Annotated in this window: 10 protein-coding genes; all 10 read left to right on the top strand. The window is 46.4% G+C overall.

All coding sequences use genetic code 11. The features are described from left to right. The 10 genes from ASG89_RS09120 (at position 1) to ASG89_RS09165 (ending at position 20,610) form a co-directional block, all read left to right on the top strand. Positions 1 to 867: a carbohydrate ABC transporter permease gene (locus ASG89_RS09120; RefSeq protein ID WP_057310274.1), complete on the top strand. Its 867-nt coding sequence runs from the start codon at positions 1 to 3 to the stop codon at positions 865 to 867. A 56-nt stretch (positions 868 to 923) separates the two neighbouring features. Beyond that, positions 924 to 2,495 carry an extracellular solute-binding protein gene (locus tag ASG89_RS09125; protein ID WP_057310275.1) on the top strand — a complete coding sequence of 524 codons (1,572 nt, stop codon included), beginning with the start codon at positions 924 to 926 and terminating at the stop codon, positions 2,493 to 2,495. A gap of 138 nt (positions 2,496 to 2,633) precedes the next feature. Further along, positions 2,634 to 7,370 carry a cadherin-like beta sandwich domain-containing protein gene (locus tag ASG89_RS35075; RefSeq protein WP_157276578.1) on the top strand — a complete coding sequence of 1,579 codons (4,737 nt, stop codon included), beginning with the start codon at positions 2,634 to 2,636 and terminating at the stop codon, positions 7,368 to 7,370. 213 nt (positions 7,371 to 7,583) lie between these two features. Beyond that, positions 7,584 to 8,372 carry a response regulator transcription factor gene (locus ASG89_RS09135; protein WP_057310276.1) on the top strand — a complete coding sequence of 263 codons (789 nt, stop codon included), beginning with the start codon at positions 7,584 to 7,586 and terminating at the stop codon, positions 8,370 to 8,372. A gap of 6 nt (positions 8,373 to 8,378) precedes the next feature. After that, positions 8,379 to 10,157: a sensor histidine kinase gene (locus tag ASG89_RS09140; protein WP_057310277.1), complete on the top strand. Its 1,779-nt coding sequence runs from the start codon at positions 8,379 to 8,381 to the stop codon at positions 10,155 to 10,157. Between the two features lie 143 nt (positions 10,158 to 10,300). Further along, on the top strand, positions 10,301 to 11,257 hold the full coding sequence (locus ASG89_RS09145; protein ID WP_157276583.1) for an ABC transporter permease subunit: 957 nt from the start codon (positions 10,301 to 10,303) through the stop codon (positions 11,255 to 11,257). Further along, positions 11,251 to 12,111, top strand: coding sequence for a carbohydrate ABC transporter permease (locus tag ASG89_RS09150; RefSeq protein WP_057310279.1), 861 nt, complete (start codon positions 11,251 to 11,253; stop codon positions 12,109 to 12,111). Before ASG89_RS09145 ends, ASG89_RS09150 begins: the two co-directional genes overlap by 7 nt. 94 nt (positions 12,112 to 12,205) lie before the next feature. After that, positions 12,206 to 13,744 (top strand): extracellular solute-binding protein, encoded by a 1,539-nt coding sequence (locus ASG89_RS09155; protein ID WP_057310280.1) that lies wholly within the window; start codon positions 12,206 to 12,208, stop codon positions 13,742 to 13,744. Between the two features lie 117 nt (positions 13,745 to 13,861). Beyond that, positions 13,862 to 14,689, top strand: a complete 828-nt coding sequence (locus ASG89_RS09160) for a phytanoyl-CoA dioxygenase family protein (RefSeq protein ID WP_057310281.1) — start codon at positions 13,862 to 13,864, stop codon at positions 14,687 to 14,689. A 278-nt stretch (positions 14,690 to 14,967) separates the two neighbouring features. Continuing rightward, positions 14,968 to 20,610: an S-layer homology domain-containing protein gene (locus ASG89_RS09165; RefSeq protein WP_057310282.1), complete on the top strand. Its 5,643-nt coding sequence runs from the start codon at positions 14,968 to 14,970 to the stop codon at positions 20,608 to 20,610. Positions 20,611 to 20,834 lie beyond the last annotated feature (224 nt).

Consider the following 20,834-nt stretch of genomic DNA (forward strand, 5'->3'; position numbering starts at 1 on the left):
ATGAAAAATCGGATCAGCCTTCTCGGCCTAGTGAATTCTCTGATCATGCTCCTTGTCATTGTCGTTACGCTTTATCCATTCCTATATATGCTGGCCGTTTCATTAAGTAAAGATATATATGTTATGAAAGGGGAAATTAGTCTATGGCCCAAAGGCTTCAACCTGAAGATGTACGAATTGGTGTTTCAGAATCCGAAAATATGGACTTCGTATAAAAACACACTGGTCTACGTCGGCTTAGGCACACTGATTTCTGTCATTGTTACTTCTATGGGGGGGTATGCGCTGTCACGTAAGGATATGGGGTTTCATAAGTCGATGACTATACTCATTATTTTCACTATGTTTTTCAGCGGAGGCATGATTCCTACGTTCCTGGTCGTACGCTCGCTGGGTTTGATAGACACGGTTTGGGGCATGGTGCTTCCGGGAGCGGTGAGTACATGGAATTTGATTATTATGCGCACTTTTTTCAGCAACATGCCGAAGGAAGTTGAAGAATCTGGCCGAATGGACGGGTTGACCGATATCGGCATTTTCTTCCGCCTCGTCCTGCCGCTGTCGAAGGCGGTCATCGCGACCGTATCCCTGTTTTACGCGGTAGGGTTATGGAACAATTTTATGCTGCCACTTCTTTACTTAAGAGATCCGGATCTGTTTCCGCTTCAAGTACTTCTACGCAATCTCGTATTAGCAGGCAACGTCGCATCGGGTGATGTAACTCGAATTGGAGGTGATAATCTTATCGTAGAGGACTCGTTAAAATTCGCGACAATCATGGTATCGACGCTGCCGATTCTACTGGTCTATCCATTCATCCAGAAATACTTTGTCAAAGGTGTCATGATTGGCGCAGTAAAAGGATAATGCACAATTGCATAGAATGCAGTCAGCAACCCAAAAGATGACGAGGGGGAAAGAAAATGAAAAGAAACGCAATGATGCTTGTGACTTTGATGCTCGGATTATCTGTTTTAGCTGGATGTACAGGCGGCAAGACGGAGGGGAATGTAAGCGGGGAACCGAAGAGTACGGCATCGGAGAGTGTTGTTGGCACGTCGACGCCAGCCATAGAAAAGAAAACATTCAAGGCTTTGTTGGATAGCAACCCAACATTTCCTTACAGTAAAGATTGGCCGGTTTGGAAATGGATCGAAGAGAAAACAGGTGTAACACTTGATGTCCAGACACCGTCCGGTAAACTGAGCGATTCGCTCAATTTGGTTGTAGCTTCTAATAATATGCCAGATTTGCTGTATATTCCTACTCGTGTGACCTCGAATAAATTCGGTCAGCAAGGTGCGCTCGTTAATATTCTCGATTATTTGAACCAGATGCCAAATCTGACGGCATGGTTGAAGAAATATCCAGAGGAAGGAAAAGCTGTTCTTTCCACGGATGGCAAAATGTACATGTTCCCGAACCAAGGCTTCGGGGAAACAAACCGGATGATTTGGTTATACCGGGAGGACATCTTCCGCAAGCATGGATTGACGCCGCCTAAAAACTACGATGAGTTGTATACCGTAATGAAGAAGCTGAAGGAGTTGTATCCAAGCAGTTATCCACTCTCCATGCGTTTTGGCCAAATTCCGGACGAAATGTACGCCAATCTGACGACGAATTTCAATACTGGCGAGAACGTTTACTATAACTTTGACAAAAAGGATTGGGGATTCGGACCGACAGAAGAAGGGTATAAAGCAATGTTGGGTGCTTGGAATAAATTCTATAAAGAAGGATTGATCCCACCGGATTTCCTGACGACGCAAACGAAGCAATGGCAGGACATGATTTCCAACAGTAACTCGTTCATCACGATTGACTATATCAGCCGTGTTGACTTCTTCAATAACGCCATGAGAAAGGAAAATCCAGAATATAACATGCAATTCATGGCGCCTCCGGCAGGGATTGCTGGCGGCAAGCAGTTGAATCCGTACTTCCATTACTTGGAGGGCGGTTTAACAGTGGCATCCACATCTAAAAACGTGAAAGACATAATGAAATACATGGATTTCTTCTACTCCGAGGAAGGCAAAACGTTGGCGAGCTGGGGGAAAGAAGGTGAGACGTTTACAGTGGAGAACGGCCAGAAGAAATTCAAGCCTGAATTTACAGATGTAACAGAAATGCGCAAGAAAACAGGCCTTCAGACGAGCGGAGGTTATACTTGGATCGATTTCGGGGCGCATTTGTCACTGTTCTCGAAAGATCTGCGTGCGGCGTATCAGGAAGTTGTGAAATACGATCTGCCGGCGATGCAGCCGAAACCGGCGTTTACGGAAGCGGAGAACGAGGGATTGGCTGTGACCGGTCAAGCGGTGAAAAAGAGCCGAGATGAGAACTTCGCCAAGTTCGTTTTGGGCTCCCGCAGCTTGAGCGAATGGGATAAGTACGTCAAGGAAATTGATGGACTAGGCGTGCAGAAGCTGGTAGATACGTATAAAACGGCTAATAAACGGATAGAGTCGGTCGAATTGAAAACGAAATAATTTGCAATTTGCAACAAGACAAGACTTGCTGAGAAAGGACGGATGTTGTTTGACTCGAGCTTCATGCTGGGTGAGCAACATCCGTTTTTTTTAAAAATTTTTAATCATGTTAAATGAAAGGAAGTGGTCACATTGGTCATGCTCGCGAAAAAGTTTTGTCACATAGGATTGCTTGTATGCTTGCTTCTGATCGCAGTGACGTTTAGAATGCCGTCTCATGCCAGTGCAGATGTAACTCCAGGCGTCACGATCGATACGCCGACTGACGGCGTACAGCTGGTCAAAGGTGTCACTCGTTTTTCTGGAACGTATACGGGCGCATATGAGGTCATGCTGTACATTAACGGTGAAAAGCAGGTTAATACGGTGATGATCGACCCAGAAGGGGACGATACGGGCACCTGGTATTATGACTTTGATGCCAGCTCTTACAATGGCGATGTGCAGGTGCTCGCTAAAGCCAGCAATATTATCTCACGGTATGCGGTTTGGAGCCCAACGATTCATGTAAATGTGAACAACCCCGAGGCTGGTCTCCCTCAAGTGACCGTCATCAATCCAGCTGACGGCGGGAATATCAGCGGCACAGTGCCGATTCGTATCTCCGCCACAAGCGCAGAAACGATTCAGAGCGTGCAGGTCAGAATCAATAACGGCGCCTGGTTGAATACAGTTCTGAATGGAAATAAATACGTTTACAATTGGAAGCCCGACGGGATCGGTGACAAAACGGTGAGTATTGAAGCGAAGGCTTCGGACACCAAGGGCAATGTCGGCTTCAGCATGACGACCTATGCCAAGGTAGGAGCCGGCACGAACGAGCCGTTTCACATGTCCCGGCAGGACCGCGCGATGTGGATATGGGAGCCGGAGACATATAAGCTGCTGCTAAATCCGAATTCCCGCCAGGTGCTCGATGCGCTTGCTCAAGATACGGCAACGTTCGGCTCCGATAAGATCACGACGTTTTATTTGGCAGTTGGCTCTTTTGCAGGTATGGACATTCTGGAGGATGACCCGGGCAAGCTGCGCGACTTCGTCGCCTGGGCGCATCAACACGGCTATGAAGTGCAGGCTTGTATAGCGGGCGGAACTTCTCCGCCATACCTGGGAGCATATGAAACTTACCACAATAAAGCGATCCGCGAGATCGAGCATATCATCAACTACAATTTGGCTGCAGGCGCAAATGAGCGGTTCGACGGTGTGAACGTTGATATTGAGCCTTACATCTCCGCGGAGTTTAATTCGAAGAAACCATCGCTTCAGATTCAATATTTGGAAGGCATTCAGAAGATGAAGAACCGAATTCAAACCGCTGGTATCAATCTGCCGTTCGGTCCAGCCATACCGAAGTGGTACGATTCGAGTGACAATTCGAAGGACATTACGTGGAAAGGCAGCACCAAATGGCTGTCTCAGCATGTTCAAGACATCAGCGATTATATCGCCATCATGGACTACCGCGATACGGCTGATGGGGGAGCCGGCATCATGGCGGGAGCGCAAGGCGAAATTGATTATGCGAATTCGATTAATAAGCCAAACTCGGTCGTCATTGGCGTAGAGACGAAAGATATCGCGAACAGCGGCGATCCGGAGACGATCACATTTCAGGAAGAAGGCCGTGCAGTTCTGGAAGCGGAGCTTGACAAAGTGTATACAGCTTTCAATGACGACGCATCGTTCGGCGGCATTGCTATGCATCACTACGACGACATCCGCAAGCTGCCATCCTTTTGGGGAGCTGGCGGCGTGTTCTGGGAGCCACCAACCGATACAGAACCACCTGGCGCTGTAAGCGGTACGCCATCTGCGATGGCGCTCGATTACCAGCAGATCCGGATCAGCTTCGGCATGGCAATGGATAACTCCGAAATTGACCGGTATATCGTTTACCGCAGCACACAGAGCGGCTTTACGCCAGGCCCTGAGTATGTGGCAGGACTCGCCAGAAGCTTATCGTACAACGATGTCGGCCTGCTGCAAAATACGACCTATTATTACAAAGTCGCGGCCATGGATATGCAGGGCAATATCGGGCAGGCATCTGCGCAAGCATCTGCCAAAACGGGCAGCACGACGCTGAAGCCGATGATCGTGACTGGCTTGCATGTAACGGGCGGCACGGGGAATTCAGCGGCCAGAATGAAGGTCGTCGATAAAGCGACGTCTCAGGCGATAGGCGGCGCCGCAGTCGAAGGACGTTTCCATTTTGCAGGGGGTAAGTATGTAAGCGGTACTGCCGATGGTAGCGGAACGATCTCCTTTACTTCGGAAAGCATTCCAAACGGGCAGCAGTCTGGATTTGAGCCCCGCCGTGTTACGGCACCTGGCTATTATTGGGCTCAGGCCTACGATCAGCCGCATATGACGGCGATGTATCCGCAGGTCGGCTTAAGTGGATTGACAATGAGCACCGGCAGCTTGTCTCCGGCATTTTCGACAAACCAAGCTTCCTATACGGTATCGGTGCCAAACGGTGTAAGCTCGCTCCAAATCACGCCGACTGCATTAGTGAACGGAAGCGCAATCACGGTGAACGGGCAAAAAGTCGCCAGCGGCAGCGCGTCGCAAAGTATTGCTTTGAACGAAGGGGAAACGACGATTTCGATTGTCGTGACTGGCAACACAGGTGTAACGGATAGTTACTCCGTCAAAGTAACACGTTCCGTGTATGTCAATAATGTATTTACGGTGACGGCGGATACGTATGTGCATCAGAATTTCCCGACAACCAATTATGGTAGTGAAACGGCACTGGAAGTGGTCGATGTGCCGTCTTCGGCCGGCGGTGGGGACCGGATCTCGTTTATAAAATTCGATTTCGGCGCATACGCGGAGCCTGTCCAAACCGCTAAGCTGAACTTTTACGTTAGCGAAGCCACCAGCGGCACGAATAATGTGGAAATTTACGTGTATGACGGCGATACCTGGGTCGAGAACACGATGAACTGGAACAATCGCTTGATCGGTGGAGCTACGAAACTGACTACGAGTAATATCAATCACACAGGCTGGTACAGTGTGGATGTAAAAAACTTCGTAGAAGCGCAGATGGCGTTGGACAAAAAGGCGTCTTTCCGCTTCCTGCCGCTCAGCCCGAATGTTGTGAAAATCAACAGTAGGGAAAATGCCGAAAATCAGCCATACATTGTAGTGAACTCGTCCAGCAACACCAACCTGCGTTCACTCGCGCTCAACGATACCCTTGTATCGCAGGGACTTGACGGCATGTATGACACTGTTGTCACGAATGTGGTCGATGCGGTGACCGTTACCCCAGTGGCGGATGAGCCTCATGCGCAAGTAGCAGTAAACGGAACGCTTATGGCCAGCGGTCAAAGCTCGTCCGCGATTCCACTGAACGTAGGCCTCAATACGATTACCATTCAAGTCACGTCGCAAAATGGAGCGATCCAGGCGTACACGGTCCATGTGACCCGCCAGCTTCCTGGCATGACGGACCTGCATGCGTTGTTCTTGAGCGCAGGCACCTTGACTCCAGCGTTCCATGCCGATGAGCAGTACTACTCGTCGACGGTAACCAACAATGTTTATGAGATCACGGTTACACCAGTGCTGGAAGATCCGCTTGCTACGGTTACGGTGAACGGAACTGCGGCTATGAATGGTGCAGCGTCGCAAGCTATTCCGCTGCATGTCGGCGCCAACGAAGTGAGCCTTGTCGTTACAGGGCAAAACGGTGATACCCAGACATACGGTATAACTGTTACACGCTTGCCTTCTACTAATGCAAGTTTGAATTCACTCGCGATTAGCAGTGGTATGTTAACACCTGCCTTCCAAAAGAATGTAATGCGCTATGAGGCAACGGTAGCGAACAGCGTCAATGCCATCACAGTGACGCAATCTGCCTATGAGTCTCTGTCTATCGTTACGATTAACGGTGACATTGTGGCAAGCGGAGCAGCATCAACAGCCATTCCGCTGAAAATTGGCGTCAATACTATTACGGTGGCAGTAATGGCTCCAAATGGAATTGACCATGCGGAATACGAAATCCAGGTCACGCGCCAAGATGAAGAGCAGCACGGTTCATCAGGATCGGCTCCAGGCACCCGCACTGCACAGGCCACATCGGGCGAAAAAGCGGTTCGTATTGAAATCGTACGCACGGTTGGCTTAAACGGGGCAAAAGTGGACGCGATTATCCTCAATCCGTCGATTGCCAAGCAAGTGTTAGCCGCAGCTATGGCAAATACGGGAAGAACCGTGCGGATTAATCTGGACACGAATGCTTCGGACCAGCCTAATGAATATGAAATCTCGGTGAATCCTGCATTTATGGAGGAGCTGATTAATAAGCAGATCAAGCTCGAAATCAGTTCAGCTAATGCACGAATTGAACTGTCTGTTGACGCTCTTGCCGGATTGAAGAAAGCTTCACAAGATGCCATCTTCCGCATGAAGTCGCTTGCAGGTGAAGGTGGAAACAAGGAAGCCGCATTGCACGTCATCAATGCTGGCGCCAAGGTCATCGGGCAGCCGATGGACATCGAAACCAACTATTCAGGGCACAAAACAAAACTGTATTTCCCGATCACGGATGCAGGATTGGATTTGAGTGTGAGTGGACATACGCTGGCAGTGTACATCGAGCATAGTGACGGAGAGAGATTACTGCAAGAAGGCAACGTAGAAACAGACGCAAACGGCCGTCCGATTGGGATTCAAATCGAAGTTGAGAAGTTCAGTACGTTTACACTAGTGCAGTTGCCGAAGCTGTTGTCCCAACCGTTACCACGCTACGTATTCGGTTATGAAGACGGTACTTTTTTTGCCGGCGAACATCACGGGTCATATCACTTGGAAAGACGTTCCTGCAGATCACTGGGCCTACGGACATATTGAAGCTTCGTCCAAATAGTATGGGAGAGTGGGTACATCGTTTTATATGAAAGAGCCAGCAAACCCCCCAGTTTGCTGGCTTCTTGCACTTCAAAACATATTTGTCACCCGACATGTGTGTGTGTAAAGATGCTAAGGAATTATATCGGTATTCACAAAAACTGCTATAATGATCTTTATTATTAAAATTGATTCACTGATAGGGTGGTGCTTGATGTGTCTGCTACGCCGATAAGGGTGCTAATCATTGATGATGAACTGCCGTTAAGGCAAGAGCTAAGGACCATGCCGTGGCATTCGTTCGGAGCTGAACTTGCAGGGGAAGCTGAGAATGGCGAAGAGGCTTTGGAGCTGTGTGAAGCCCTAAAGCCGGATCTGGTTATATCGGATATTACGATGCCCATTATGGACGGGTTAGAACTTTTTCGCAGAGTCAAAAAGAGATTTCCGCTTATTCAGTTCGTACTATTAACCTGTCATAGCGATTTTCATTATGCGCAAGAAGCACTGAAGCTCGGGGCCTTGGACTATTTCACCAAGCTTTCCTTTGACGAAGAGGATATGAAGGCGCTGATTGAAAAGGCGAGAGAAGCGATTAGGCGTGAAGTCGATCTAAAGCAATATGAACAAGAACGGATGAAACGAGAGATAGCCAGTCTACCGGAGTCGGAAGTAAGCGACATTCGGAAGATTAGAAGAGAAGTGCTTCTTGCCCAAAGAATCATTGAGAATAAGCTGGGGGAGCCCATTACGCTGGTTACCGTATCGGCAGAGGTTGGTCTGAGTTCGTATTATCTTAGCCGACTGTTTCGGGAAGAAACAGGGGAATCCTTCAACGATTATGTGACCAGGCTGCGCATAGAGAAGGCCATGAACCTGCTTCAGACCACGCAGCTTAAAGTGTACGAAGTTGCTGAACAGGTAGGCATACCAAGCTACAGGTATTTCTCACAGCTTTTCCGGAATTGGACCGGTGTAGCACCAACAGACTATAAAAAGGGCTGATGACAAATGAAAGCGCTTATCTCGTGGTTCAGTGGTTGGAGCATGCTGGCCAAACATTTTCTGTTTTTGTCCCTGGGGACGTTGGTTCTGTTAGGGGGACTTGCGTGGATCAACTTGCGCGAAGCAGAGGATTTGTTTCGGAAGCAAGTCGTTTCGGATGCCCAAATTATTATTGATCGAACCAATCTCTATATGAATGCCTATTTGGACAATGTACAAAACATTCTTCTATTGATCTCTACCCGTGAAGATCTATTAAATGAAGGCATGGAGAAGGAAGCTTCGGAAATTCTGCGTGCCTATGCGAAGATGAACAGCACGCTATATAAATCGCTCTATTTGGTTCGAGAAGATGGCAATATCATCTCCAATTCTCAAACTACCTTTGAGATTATCGGAAATCCGCAAATCCCTATGCTGCTTACGAAAGCCAAAGAAACCTACGGCATGTTCATTTCCGAACCGTATCAATCCTCCATGTCGGGAAAAACAGTCGCCTTCGTTCTGCCAATTCAATCTTCTTCGACGAAGTCATTTAAAGGTATGGCTGTCGTGGAAATCGATCTCGTTCAGTTAACGAGTTTGATTGCTCAATTCATGAATACGAAAAATCAAACGTTCTCGATCATCACCAATAAACGGAACGTTGTTCATGCCTTCGATGCTAGTCTTCCTCTAAGTTCCTATCGGTTGCTTCCGTACAACACGACTGTTTTTCCGCCGGAACTGAATACAGGTTTCGTTGACCAAATAGCGGAGCTTCCACTTGGCGCGTCAGAGATTCAAGGAGCAGAAGGTGACTTAGTCGCTGTAAAATCAGGAATGAACAAGCTGGGTTGGTATTTTGTCGCTTTCTATGAGAATAGTTTTTTCTATCATAATATTAGCAGTCTCTACCGTACGTTTAGTACAGCGGGTGTTTTTTGGATTTTCCTTGTATTGGTCAGTACGTATATGATAAGTCGCTACATTACATTGCCCGTGCGTACTTTAGTTGCGAAGATGGACCGGGTTCGTGATATGGAGGTGCTTCACACCATTCATGTGACTGGGAATGACGAAATTGGCCGCATGGCGCGCAGTTATAACGCTATGATGGAGCGTATTCATCATTTGCTGCATGAGACCAAGGAAGCAGAACGGCGGAAGAAGCAGTTTGAGCTGAAAATGCTCCAGAGCCAAATTGCCCCGCACTTTCTGTACAACACTCTCGCCTGCATTAGCTCTTTGGCCAAACAACACAAAATCAACGAAGTTCGAGAAGCGATCAAGACGCTTGTAGGCTTATTGTCTTTCAGCTTTGATAAAAGCTCGGAGTTCGTTACCTTAAACGATGAACTAGAAGGGCTGCGAATGTATGCTTACATTCAGAAAGTACGGTATGGCGATAAATTTACAATGGAGATAGATGCTGCTCCTGAAACGCAATCGAAAACGATTCTGAAATTAACCCTGCAACCACTTGTAGAAAATGCCATTTTCCATGGGCTCGTCCCATTAAAGCGAACGGGAACCATTCGAATCCGCACAAAATGCCTCAAAGATAAACTGATTATTACAGTCCGAGACAACGGGCTTGGCATGAATTCTGAGCAATTGGACAGTTTATTTGCGGAGAGGCACAAAGCACCGAGCAAACACAGGTTTACCGGAATCGGAATTATGAATGTTCATGAGAGAATTGGACTGCATTTCGGCCCCGAATACGGCCTGACCATTTTCTCTATTCCGGAAGTGGGTACGTTGATCCGCATCGAGCTTCCATCTGTGGAACATACAGAATGACAAAAATAAAACGTTTGCAAGAATTCGGACATTTTCGCAGGATCACTGTATATTTTCCAAAGAAAGCGCTTGCTATACTAAACGTAACCCGTTGGAAGCGAGTACAGAGATGGAAAAGAGGTGTCCTTATGGAACAGCAAATTATGATTGAACAGCAAACAAAGGCGGGGAACAAGGTAAAGGAATCCAGGTTTAAACTATCTGCTAGACAGGTTTGGGCCTTCCGTGCATTTTACCTCATGCTGTTACCCGGTGTTGCCTACTACATTATATTCCGCTACATTCCCATGTACGGTGTAATCATTGCGTTTAAAGATTTTCAAATACTGGATGGCATTCTCGGCAGTGGTTGGGCTGATCCATGGTACAAGCATTTTCAAACGTTTTTTAATTCTCCGTATTTCGGACAGCTCATGGTCAACACTTTCGTCATTAGCATTTATAAGCTGCTGTTCGGCATGGCTCCACCAATTATTATGGCGTTGCTTCTCAATGAATGCAGGCTTCGTTGGTTCAGAACTGTTGTCCAGACGCTAACGTACATGCCGCACTTCTTATCTTGGGTCATTATTTACGGGATCCTAATGGCGCTTCTATCGCAAAACTCCGGAATCGTCAACCGCTGGATCGAAGATGCTGGCGGACAATCCATCGGATTCATGACATCGATTGATTACTTCCGTACGATTCTGGTTAGTTCGGAAGTTTGGAAAGATCTGGGCTGGGGGGCCATTATCTACTTGGCTGCCATGACAGCGATTGATCCGACCTTGTACGAGGCAGCTCGTGTTGACGGTGCAAGCCGTCTTCGGATGATTTGGCACATAACACTTCCAGGCATTCGAAATGTCATAGTACTTCTGCTCATTTTGAAATTGGGACATATTATGGATGCCGGTTTTGATCAAATTTATATTCTTTATAACATTCAAGTTTATCAAGTTGCAGATATATTGGATACCTGGGTATTCCGAACAGGACTGCAGCAGCTTAATTTCAGCCTGGGGGCTGCCGTCGGTTTGTTCAAATCCGTGATTGGGCTCGTTCTGGTCCTTGGTTCCAATCAATTATCTAAGAAGTGGGGTGAGGGCATATGGTAAGAGGCTGGGAAGACCGGATCGTGAATACGATCGTCATTATCATTCTCGGGCTTGCTGCGCTAGCGGCGATTCTACCGCTGATGTATGTAATCGCCGTATCCATTACTCCATTCTCTGAGGTACTGAAAAACGGAGGCTTCATCCTCATTCCGAAATCCGTCACCTTCAGTGCGTATCACAAGCTTTTCACCGAAACCAATATACCAAAGGCTTTCTGGGTGACGATCTTCATCACCGTTGTAGGTACGCTGGTAAACCTGATATTGACATCCCTAATGGCTTATCCACTAAGTCGCCGCAATCTGCCAGGCAGAAGCTTGTTCCTTCTCATGGTCGTCTTTACGATGCTGTTCAGCGGGGGACTCATTCCAACTTATTTAGTTGTGAAGTCTCTAGGGCTCTTGGATTCCGTCTGGTCTATGATATTACCGAATGCGATTTGGAGTTTTAATATTCTGATTATGAAAAGTTTTTTTGAAAGCCTTCCTGAAGAGTTGTTTGAATCCGCACGGATGGATGGCGCAAAGGAATTCCGGATTTTATGGCAAATCGTATTGCCGCTCTCAATGCCATCTATGCTCACGATTGGTTTGTTTTATATGGTCGGCCATTGGAATGAATTTTTCCAAGCAATTATGTATGTGACAGACCGCAGTTTATTTCCGTTGCAAGTCGTTATTCGTGAACTTCTCATGCTCACCCAGCAACCGCTGGAAAATGCTGAAAATATGCTGCCTACTGAAACGATGCAAATGGCATCCGTCGTCGCTGCAAGCTTACCCATTATTCTTGTATATCCGTTTATCCAAAAGCATTTCACCAAAGGCATGCTTATGGGCTCTGTCAAGGGTTGACCCCGTATGCCAGATGATCAGGACTGCAGCCTGAGATTCAGGTAACGGTGACATATTGATACATCAATAACTTTGAAAGAAAGAAGGGGTATCTATGAAAAAGAAATTGCTTGTACCTATGCTTCTCGCTATGACTTTCACCGGTGGAACACTCATTGCCGGCTGCAGTGGAGCACCTGCTGCAAATAAACCCGCAGACAAACCAGCGGAAAGCAGCAAAGCGGTAGCTAACTCTAAACCAGTTAAGCTTGATATCATTGAAACCGGCAGCGGTCTTCCTTCTCCAGATCAAGACATTATTAAGCAAGAGATAGATAAGGTGTTGAACACGGATCTCAATCTAACCGTATATGCATCAGGCGATGATTATAAAAATCAATTGAATGTACGTATGTCTTCCGCAAATTTCCCGGATTTGTTCGCTGTAGACCGCCAGCAGCTAAAGCAATTCACAGATCAAGGCCTTCTTCTTGACCTGACGCCGTATTTAGACAAACTGAAGCCGACCAAAGATTTTATTGGCGAGGACAGCTTGAAGAAAGGGATGTTAGGCGGTAAAACGTATGCGATTTCGAAATCGCCGCAGGTTCCCTACAATACGTACTGGATTCGTCAGGATTGGTTGGATAAGTTGAATCTGAAGGTTCCTACCACACCGGATGAATTGCTCGAAGTTGCCAAAGCTTTTACAGAAAAGGATCCGGACGGCAATGGGAAAAAAGATACGTATGGCTTAACAGGCGGTAAAGCGGGTGCTTTTGATACCGTTTTCGGAGCCTATGGCGTTGGTCAAGATGGTGGCACACCGAGCATCTATGTAAGGGATAATAAAATGGTGAACGCGCTGTATGATCCAGGGATGAAGGATGCACTTGCTTTTGTTCAGAAAATGATTGCTTCTGGCTCGGTGGATCCTGAGCTTTTGGCCAACACGGGCCTTCAGCATCAACAAAAGGCGATTAAAGGGCAAGCCGGTATCGTTTATCTGGATTGGCCGAATATGACGAAGGACCAATTCGTTGAACAGATGAAAGCGGTTAATCCGAATGCCAAATGGGTGCAGGTTGATGCGTTGAAAGGTCCAGGCGGTAAATATGCAAGCGTCTATGACATTGGGCGGTCAGCAGCTATGTATGCGATTCCGAAGTCGCTTGAGAAAAATCCAGAGAAGCTGCAAAAGGTCATCGAATTGCTTAATTATGTTTCTTCGAAGGATGGTTCATTGTTGGTACAATACGGGGTGAAGGGCAAGCACTATAATCTCGATGGCACCAAAGTGGTTCCGACTGAATTGATGGGCAAAGAAGGCGGTTACTTCTGGTTGTATCAATTTGCAGGACGTCCGGAAATGGAGTATTTGACAGTGAAATTCGGTCCGCAGGCCAAGTTTATGGAATTTGCAAGTAAACAGCCGCATATCGACGGACTGGCAGGTTTTGTTGACATGCCAAACGGCTATAATGCCGCAGACGCGAGCCGGTACATCGAAGAAGAGTTTTCCAAATTCCTGTATGGCAAACGTCCGCTCAGCGAATATGACAGCTTCCTCAAAACATTGGAAAGTTCCATGAATTATAAAGCGTATTTGGATGCAGCGGAGAAAAGAATCAAAGAACTTGGCTACTTGAAGTGAAATTGTGAGGAAAGGAAGGAGAAGGTGCTTCCTTTCCTCCCTCTAAAATTGATATTTACACGAGTAAATTTATAGAATAAAGTATGAGTATAAACCTTTTAAAAGGAGTGAAGCGCTATGACTACAAATCATCTGGATATTCCTGCCTTAATCCAACAATTTAATGAGGACGGTTATTTGATTCTACCTGGCATTTTATCGGAAGATAAGGTCAATCGGTTGAATGCCGCCATTGACCGGATCGTTGCCGAGGAACCGGAGTCCTTAGCCTATAACATTTATAACAGTGTGGAGCGTGACGATGAAATTGCTTCACTGATCGACGAGCCCTCTCTGCTCCCGCTAATGGTCAATCTGCTCGGATTTAACATTCAACTGCATATTTCACATTTAACCATTCGGAAGCCGAATCCGAACGATGTGAAAACCGAGTCACACAGCTTCATTAACTGGCATCAAGATGGACCGCATCCGCAGTTCCCGCAACAAAACGGCATCACCTCTACGTATTACATCAAAACGTGCTATATTCTGAGCGACATGTCACAGCCTGACCGCGGCAATACGAAAGTCATACCAGGCTCTCACAATAAGCCGTTTCTTCCCGAGAGTCAGGATGTGAATGGTCTAGTGGCCGGCGAAGTGCAAGTCTGTGGTAAACCTGGGGATGTGTTCATTTTCCCGCAAAACTTGTGGCATGCCGGGGCGCCTAACCGCTCTGAGTTTACACGCAGACAATTATTTCTAGGTTATAGTCCGATCTGGATGAGGCCTATCGATTACCGTAACGCATCTGACCGATTACTGGAAAATGCGTCACCTGGGCGTAAGCAGTTATTGGGCGTTATTGACAAAGATCCATTTAAATATTATGTCCCGCAGGAGTCTATGGTACCATTGAAGGAGCTATACGTGCAGGATGCTGGTAAAAGTGTCTATAAGTAAGAGTAAGCTTGATGTAGCCGACCGCGGGGGTGTTTCCTCTGCGGTCGTTTTTTATGTATTGAATATAAGCGTATACTCAATCTTGAGAAAGTACTTAAATTGCACATAGAAGGTAAAGAATTTACCCGTACGTCTGTTGGCGATTGTTTATACTAACCTTAAATTGCACAAGGAGGTGGAATCGCATCGGATAGAAAGGAGATGGCATTTTTACATTTGTTTGATTTGTACGCACTGGTCACTTGCAAGTATTTTGTCGTAGTCGTGGGGGGATATAATTGAAAACGTTAAAGCGATTGATGTATTTCGTTCTTTCTATGGTGCTAATTAGCACATCTTTACCGATTACAGTAAGAGCAGATACTACCCAGAGACAGCCTGTTACGGTTTCTGGTGATTTTACCAATATAGATTTTAATGTAACCAATCCGTCTGTTACGAATGGCGTGTATACATTGGATTCTAAACTATTGGGAACGGTTACAACGAGCACGGGAAGTAACTCGGCAGGAAGAGTCGCTGATAGCGACGGTTCTAATGTGTTCTATCTGGAAGCGAATACGGGAGCTATTAATTCCTTTAGGAGTGCTATGAATAAAACAGACCGATTCGGCATTCAAACCAAAGTGAAGTTTAACAATACCACTTCTAGCCGAAGCTTCTTCGAAGTGAAGAGCATGACGCCACCAACGGGAACAGCCGCATGGCCAACACTGTTGACGTTTGATGAGCTTGGTAGGGTTAAAGATGCGAAGAACAATATAATTTCGACCTATGCAGCGGATCAGTGGATCGACATCGTCATTGATATGGATTCGCCAAACCATCGGTACAGTGCCTGGATCAATGGCTTATTCGTCGTTGATAATGTTGATTTGGGTAACTATGTCGGCGTACTTCAGAATAAGATTGCTCAAAATAAAAACGCATCCAATGCGCCAAGCCGGACGTCAATCGCCTACGTCAAAGCAGGTACAATTAGTGATCCAATTCCACTAACTGGTCTAGCTATTCAACCGCTAAGCGAAGATTTCTTTGTCAATCAAACCACGCCATTAACACTAACCAAAACACCGTCAAATACGACGTATCTAAACTATAACTGGATATCCAGCAGCGAGGGAATCGTAGAGGTCGATAATCAAGGCGTAATCACGGGTATGAGTGCTGGAACAGCGCAAATTACGGTCTCATCTATCATGAATCCATCTATAACGGCTTCGATTAGTATTACGGTTAAAGCCATGCCAGCACCAGTCCAAATTAATGCTACATATTTGAACGCCGATTATAGCACCTCTAGTCTTCAAGTAAATTACAATGTTGTAACGGTCGATTCTAAATTTGTAGGGGGCATTACGACTACAGCGGGTTCAAATAGTGCGGGGCTTACTAACGATGATGATAACAATGTACTATTTATGGAAGCCGTCAACACTGGTTTAAACTCATATAAATCCGCTATGAATAAAACGGATAGATTTGGCATCCAAACGCGAGTGAAATTCAACAATACGAATTCCAGCAGATCGCTTTTTGAGATGAAAAGCATGAATCCGCCATCAGGAACTCCTGCATGGCCTACGTTACTCGTTTTTGATCAATCTGGGAATATCAAAGATTACAAAGGAAATGTGCTAGGCGCTTATGCAGCTAATCAATGGTACGACATCGTTATTGATATGGATTCACCAAACCATCGCTACAGTGTCTGGATCAATGGGGTGTTGAAAGTCAACAATCTTGATTTGGGCAATTATGTCGGTGTACTCCAAAATAAAATGATTCAAAACACAAATGCAGGCAAGACAGCGAGTCGGACTTCCATTGCTTATATGAGAGTTGGTGAAGTTGCTCCAACGCTGCAGGAACTTATCATTCCTGATATGACGGTGGATAGAGGGAAGGGAGCAGTGTTAACTTATCGGACGGTTCCAGACAAGGCATTTGTTAATAAAGTAACCTGGACCTCTTCGAACCCTGGTGTGGCCAAACTGTCCGGTAACGGACTGTTGGCGCTAAATACAGGAACAGCAACGATTACTGCGACCGAATTAGCTAGCGGGATCAGCAAATCTTTTCAAGTCACAGTTCAAGAACCGACTTTTATTTGGAGCTCTCACGCCATTAGCTCTGACGACTTAGCCGCGGTTCTAACTTCATCTTACAGACCCGAGCTTAATTACAGCTTCGAACAAATTATGACGGCCGATCTTCAAGTATATACGGATATGAGTGAGAGTGATTTTGTCCAAGAGGTTCAAGAAGCATCATCTGCAATTAGTATTCCTGATCTCCATACCAAGTTTGAAAAGTATGCACGGCTGTTCACTCAGCTCTACAAGCTGACGAATGACCCCAAATACGCAAGGAAGGCAGCACTTATCCTTTATTATCAGGCGTTGGATTATCCACGAATTGTCGTGAATACAAACTATACGGACTTCTGGGGAGGGAATTATCAATTCCCACAGGATGCGGTATACACTTACGGTTCATTAATTGACTCTGATATCTGGGGACAGCTTGACCTTAATGTTGCCCCTTCTGAAGTGAAACAAACCATTGAGGAGCTCTGGCTTAAACCTGGCGCTTACGAGAACATCAGGCTCGTAAACAGCATGAGGCTGAATAATATCACTCCTTATGGTGGTCGCTCGTCTGTCGTAACGGGTATGCTATTAAACGATCCGAAGATGATTCGTGAAATTATTGATATGTATGACCGGTTAATGAACGGTGACAATTATTTATTTGATGGCATGTGGTATGAGGAAGCTACAAGTTACGGTGACCAGGCCGTTGGCAATGTGAAGACGACCGTGGATGTGCTTAGAAACTGGATCGATCCAGCGGGTTATGTGGATACCAAATTTGGACTTCATTTAAACAACACGGATCTAAGCTCAAGGTGGCCGTTACTTCAGATGTCTCTTGGGTATAGCACCGACAAAATGATTTATCCAGACGGCAAAGCTATACCGGTTAATGATACGTATGGAAAAACGGGAGATCCGCAGCCTTTGCCTATTACCAATAAGGGATTAATGAATATCGAGGTACCAGGTCTGGGTTATTATGGCCTGTTCCAGGGTGATACGAATGAGGCTACCCATGCAGGGCTGTTGTATCAACCTACGGATCTGGGCTTTTCAGGCGGCCATACGCATACGAATTTTTTGTCCCTTGACCTCTGGGGGGCAGGAGTCGAAATGCTGCCATATACAGGCTACTTGAATCGGACCACCTATGGTGATGGAAGTGGCGCTACCTTGCGGTATCCATCGATGCGACCGTTATGGAGAAATATGCCATGGGTATGGAGGCAAGACGGAGCGAATGCGACATCAACAGATGCTTGGGCAAAGCCTGCGCTATTAGCTTACGATTCCGGAGAGGCTAATGGTAAGAAGGTACAGCTCGTGGAAGGTTCCGATCCAGGCCCGGAAGGTAAAGGCGCGGTCATGAATCGCAGATTGCTCATGATGGTTAATCTCGATGGAAATCGCAACTATACGTTTGATTTGACGCGGATGCAAGGTGGTCAAGCGCATGAAATTTACCAGCGGGGCGCTGAGTTGGAAAATATGGATGTTCAGGCCCAAGGCATTCCGCTTGCCGACACTGGAAAGGCCAACTTACAGGAGTATCTGACGAGCATTAACAGTACGGCGGGCTTATCAACTGACAGAAATCTACTGATGGATCCGAAAGCAGGTAGCGGGGACAATAGCTTCTCCTTCACATGGACAGGACAACAAACGGGCGCTTCGATTCGAACATTCATGAATGCTGTGGACGGCTCGGATGTTTTTCTATCGAGTATTCCAACAGCTAGAAGAATTGAAACAAAAACAGACGAAACCATCTATGTGACGCCGCATCTCACGAGAAGACACATTGTTTCTGATAGCAATCAAATTACACAATTCGGAGCTGTACACGAAATCTATAGACAGGGTCAGTCAGGCGAGGTAACCAATGTAGAATGGTATAAATCTGACGAAGCAGACCCAATGACCAACATTGCAGTCGTGATAAGCGATACATACAAGGATATCATCTATACAAGCGGCGACACCATTGAACGCAACTTCGATGGCATCACCTTTGCCGGCAATATTGCTTTAGCAAGAATCGACGCAGTGACAGGCAATCTCTTGTTCAGTTACGTATATGGGACAGGAAAAGTAGTGGTTCATAATCAAACTTTAATCGGTTATGATACGGAACAATTGGAGATTACGGGAGCTGCTACCGCATCGCTCAACACGGGCCTTGATCCTGAAGTAAGAGGAAATACGATTACCGTAAAAGGTAAGATTTCAAATGCCAACGCATTGATTGGACAACGCATCCAAACAAAGTTTGCAGATGGGTCAGGATATGGATTGAAGGTGGTTAGTGTCACCGATCTTAGTGATGCTACCATGATTGGCGTAGAGAATTACAATCCATTCCGGGTAACAGATCAAGGTGTGGAAACGTTGTTCTTCCCGATGGTTTCTATTCCAGGAAAAGCCTACGTAATTGTTAAACTTCCTAAAATAGCAACTAAAGTGGTCAGTACAGATGCCTTGCTGTCGAACCTGACCTTAGATCAAGGTACACAAGTGTTCGACCCGACACAACTGAACTATAGTCTAGATGTATCAAATAGTGTCACCAGTCTTAACTTGACGGTTGGTAAATCCAACCCAAGTCAGTTCCTTTCAGTAACAGGCGCGACTTACCGTTCAGTGACGGATAGCGTGTATACGTACACAGTGACCGATTTGCAAGTGGGATCTAATCTAGTCGGCATTCTCGTAACAGCGGAAGATGGCACTACTACGAACCTATATCAAGTGACCGTGAATCGTGCGGCGCCAGCACAGATCGCCGGCAGCGACGCAGACCTGAGTGGATTAACCGTTTCAAACAGCCTCCCTATTCATTCTAACGATGGTAGTTTAACATTGCCTGTTGGCAAAGAAGGTAAGGTTAGCTTAAATCAAGAGATTACCGTTAAAGTTCCGGCACAAGCGTCAGTGATAGATCTCAAGATTACGATCGAGAAGGTGCTAGACAACCATAAGCTGCTCACAGGAAAAGAGGCTCTTGCCAGTCCGATTTTTGAAATTTTGAAAAATTTCAGTGAAAATTTCAGCAAACCCGTCACATTAACATTTGATTTCGACAAAAATAGCTTACTTGCTGGCCAAAAACCAGCCGTGTTCTATTTCAATGAAGGTCAAAAAGTGTGGGTGGAAGTCCCTGGAAGTAAGGTGGATGGTAACCAAATCACCGTCGATGTGGACCATTTTACGAAGTTTGCGGTTTTCGCAGTGAACGACAAAAAAACTGCAGCTGAGGAACCATCGGCAGCTATAACATCAAATCTTAGTGATATTGCAGGGTATTGGGCCGAGACTGATATTCAAGCTGCGCTAAAAGCGGGCATCGTGCATGGCTATGAAGACGGCACATTTAGGCCAAATCAAACCGTGTCACGGGCTGAATTCGTTGTTATGCTGACGAACGCGCTGTACCCGAACGCGGGATCGGTGACATTGCAGGATTACGTGGACACTGACGTCATCGGTGATTGGGCGAAGCAAGCGATTGCACTAGCAACTAAATCGAATTTCGTGCAAGGCTACGAGGACGGCAGCTTCCGTCCAGGCGCTACGTTAACGAGAGCACAGCTCGCTGTTATTCTGGCCAACGCGCTCGGCGCATCCGCCAAAGCTGGCAGCCAAGCTGCCTTTGCTGACAACGCTGATATTGCCGAGTGGGCACTGAACGCGGTGAGTATCGTCCAAGAAGCAGGACTGATGAACGGATACACGGGGAACCGTTTTGGCCCGATGGGTGAGGTTACGCGAGCAGAGGCGATTACGGTGATTATGAGGCTGTGGCAGATGGAGAACAAATATTAACGGGCATTGGAGCTTGTGAGCATGAATCACAGGTTCCAGCCCGTTTTTTTTTACCACATTAGAAAGTATAAGTTTTCGGTTCCCGAAAAATGGCTTGCAAATTGGCGATAAAAACAACCTTTGAAACGCGGTCGCACATCCTCGAAGGACTTCGATAGAAGTTTTTCTCATGAAGCTGCAGATAGTTCAGAAAGTGCACATCTAGGTCGAATATATCCACCATC

This window comes from Paenibacillus sp. Soil766, from assembly GCF_001428105.1.
In the GTDB taxonomy this organism is placed as follows: domain Bacteria; phylum Bacillota; class Bacilli; order Paenibacillales; family NBRC-103111; genus Paenibacillus_E.

Bases quoted from the DNA above. Each gene is read 5' to 3' on its own strand.
- ASG89_RS09160 (WP_057310281.1), top strand. From the start codon at position 13,862: ATGACTACAAATCATCTGGATATTCCTGCCTTAATCCAACAATTTAAT.
- ASG89_RS09125 (WP_057310275.1), top strand. From the start codon at position 924: ATGAAAAGAAACGCAATGATGCTTGTGACTTTGATGCTCGGATTATCT.
- ASG89_RS35075 (WP_157276578.1), top strand. From the start codon at position 2,634: ATGCTCGCGAAAAAGTTTTGTCACATAGGATTGCTTGTATGCTTGCTT.
- ASG89_RS09150 (WP_057310279.1), top strand. From the start codon at position 11,251: ATGGTAAGAGGCTGGGAAGACCGGATCGTGAATACGATCGTCATTATC.
- ASG89_RS09155 (WP_057310280.1), top strand. From the start codon at position 12,206: ATGAAAAAGAAATTGCTTGTACCTATGCTTCTCGCTATGACTTTCACC.
- ASG89_RS09145 (WP_157276583.1), top strand. From the start codon at position 10,301: ATGATTGAACAGCAAACAAAGGCGGGGAACAAGGTAAAGGAATCCAGG.
- ASG89_RS09140 (WP_057310277.1), top strand. From the start codon at position 8,379: ATGAAAGCGCTTATCTCGTGGTTCAGTGGTTGGAGCATGCTGGCCAAA.
- ASG89_RS09120 (WP_057310274.1), top strand. From the start codon at position 1: ATGAAAAATCGGATCAGCCTTCTCGGCCTAGTGAATTCTCTGATCATG.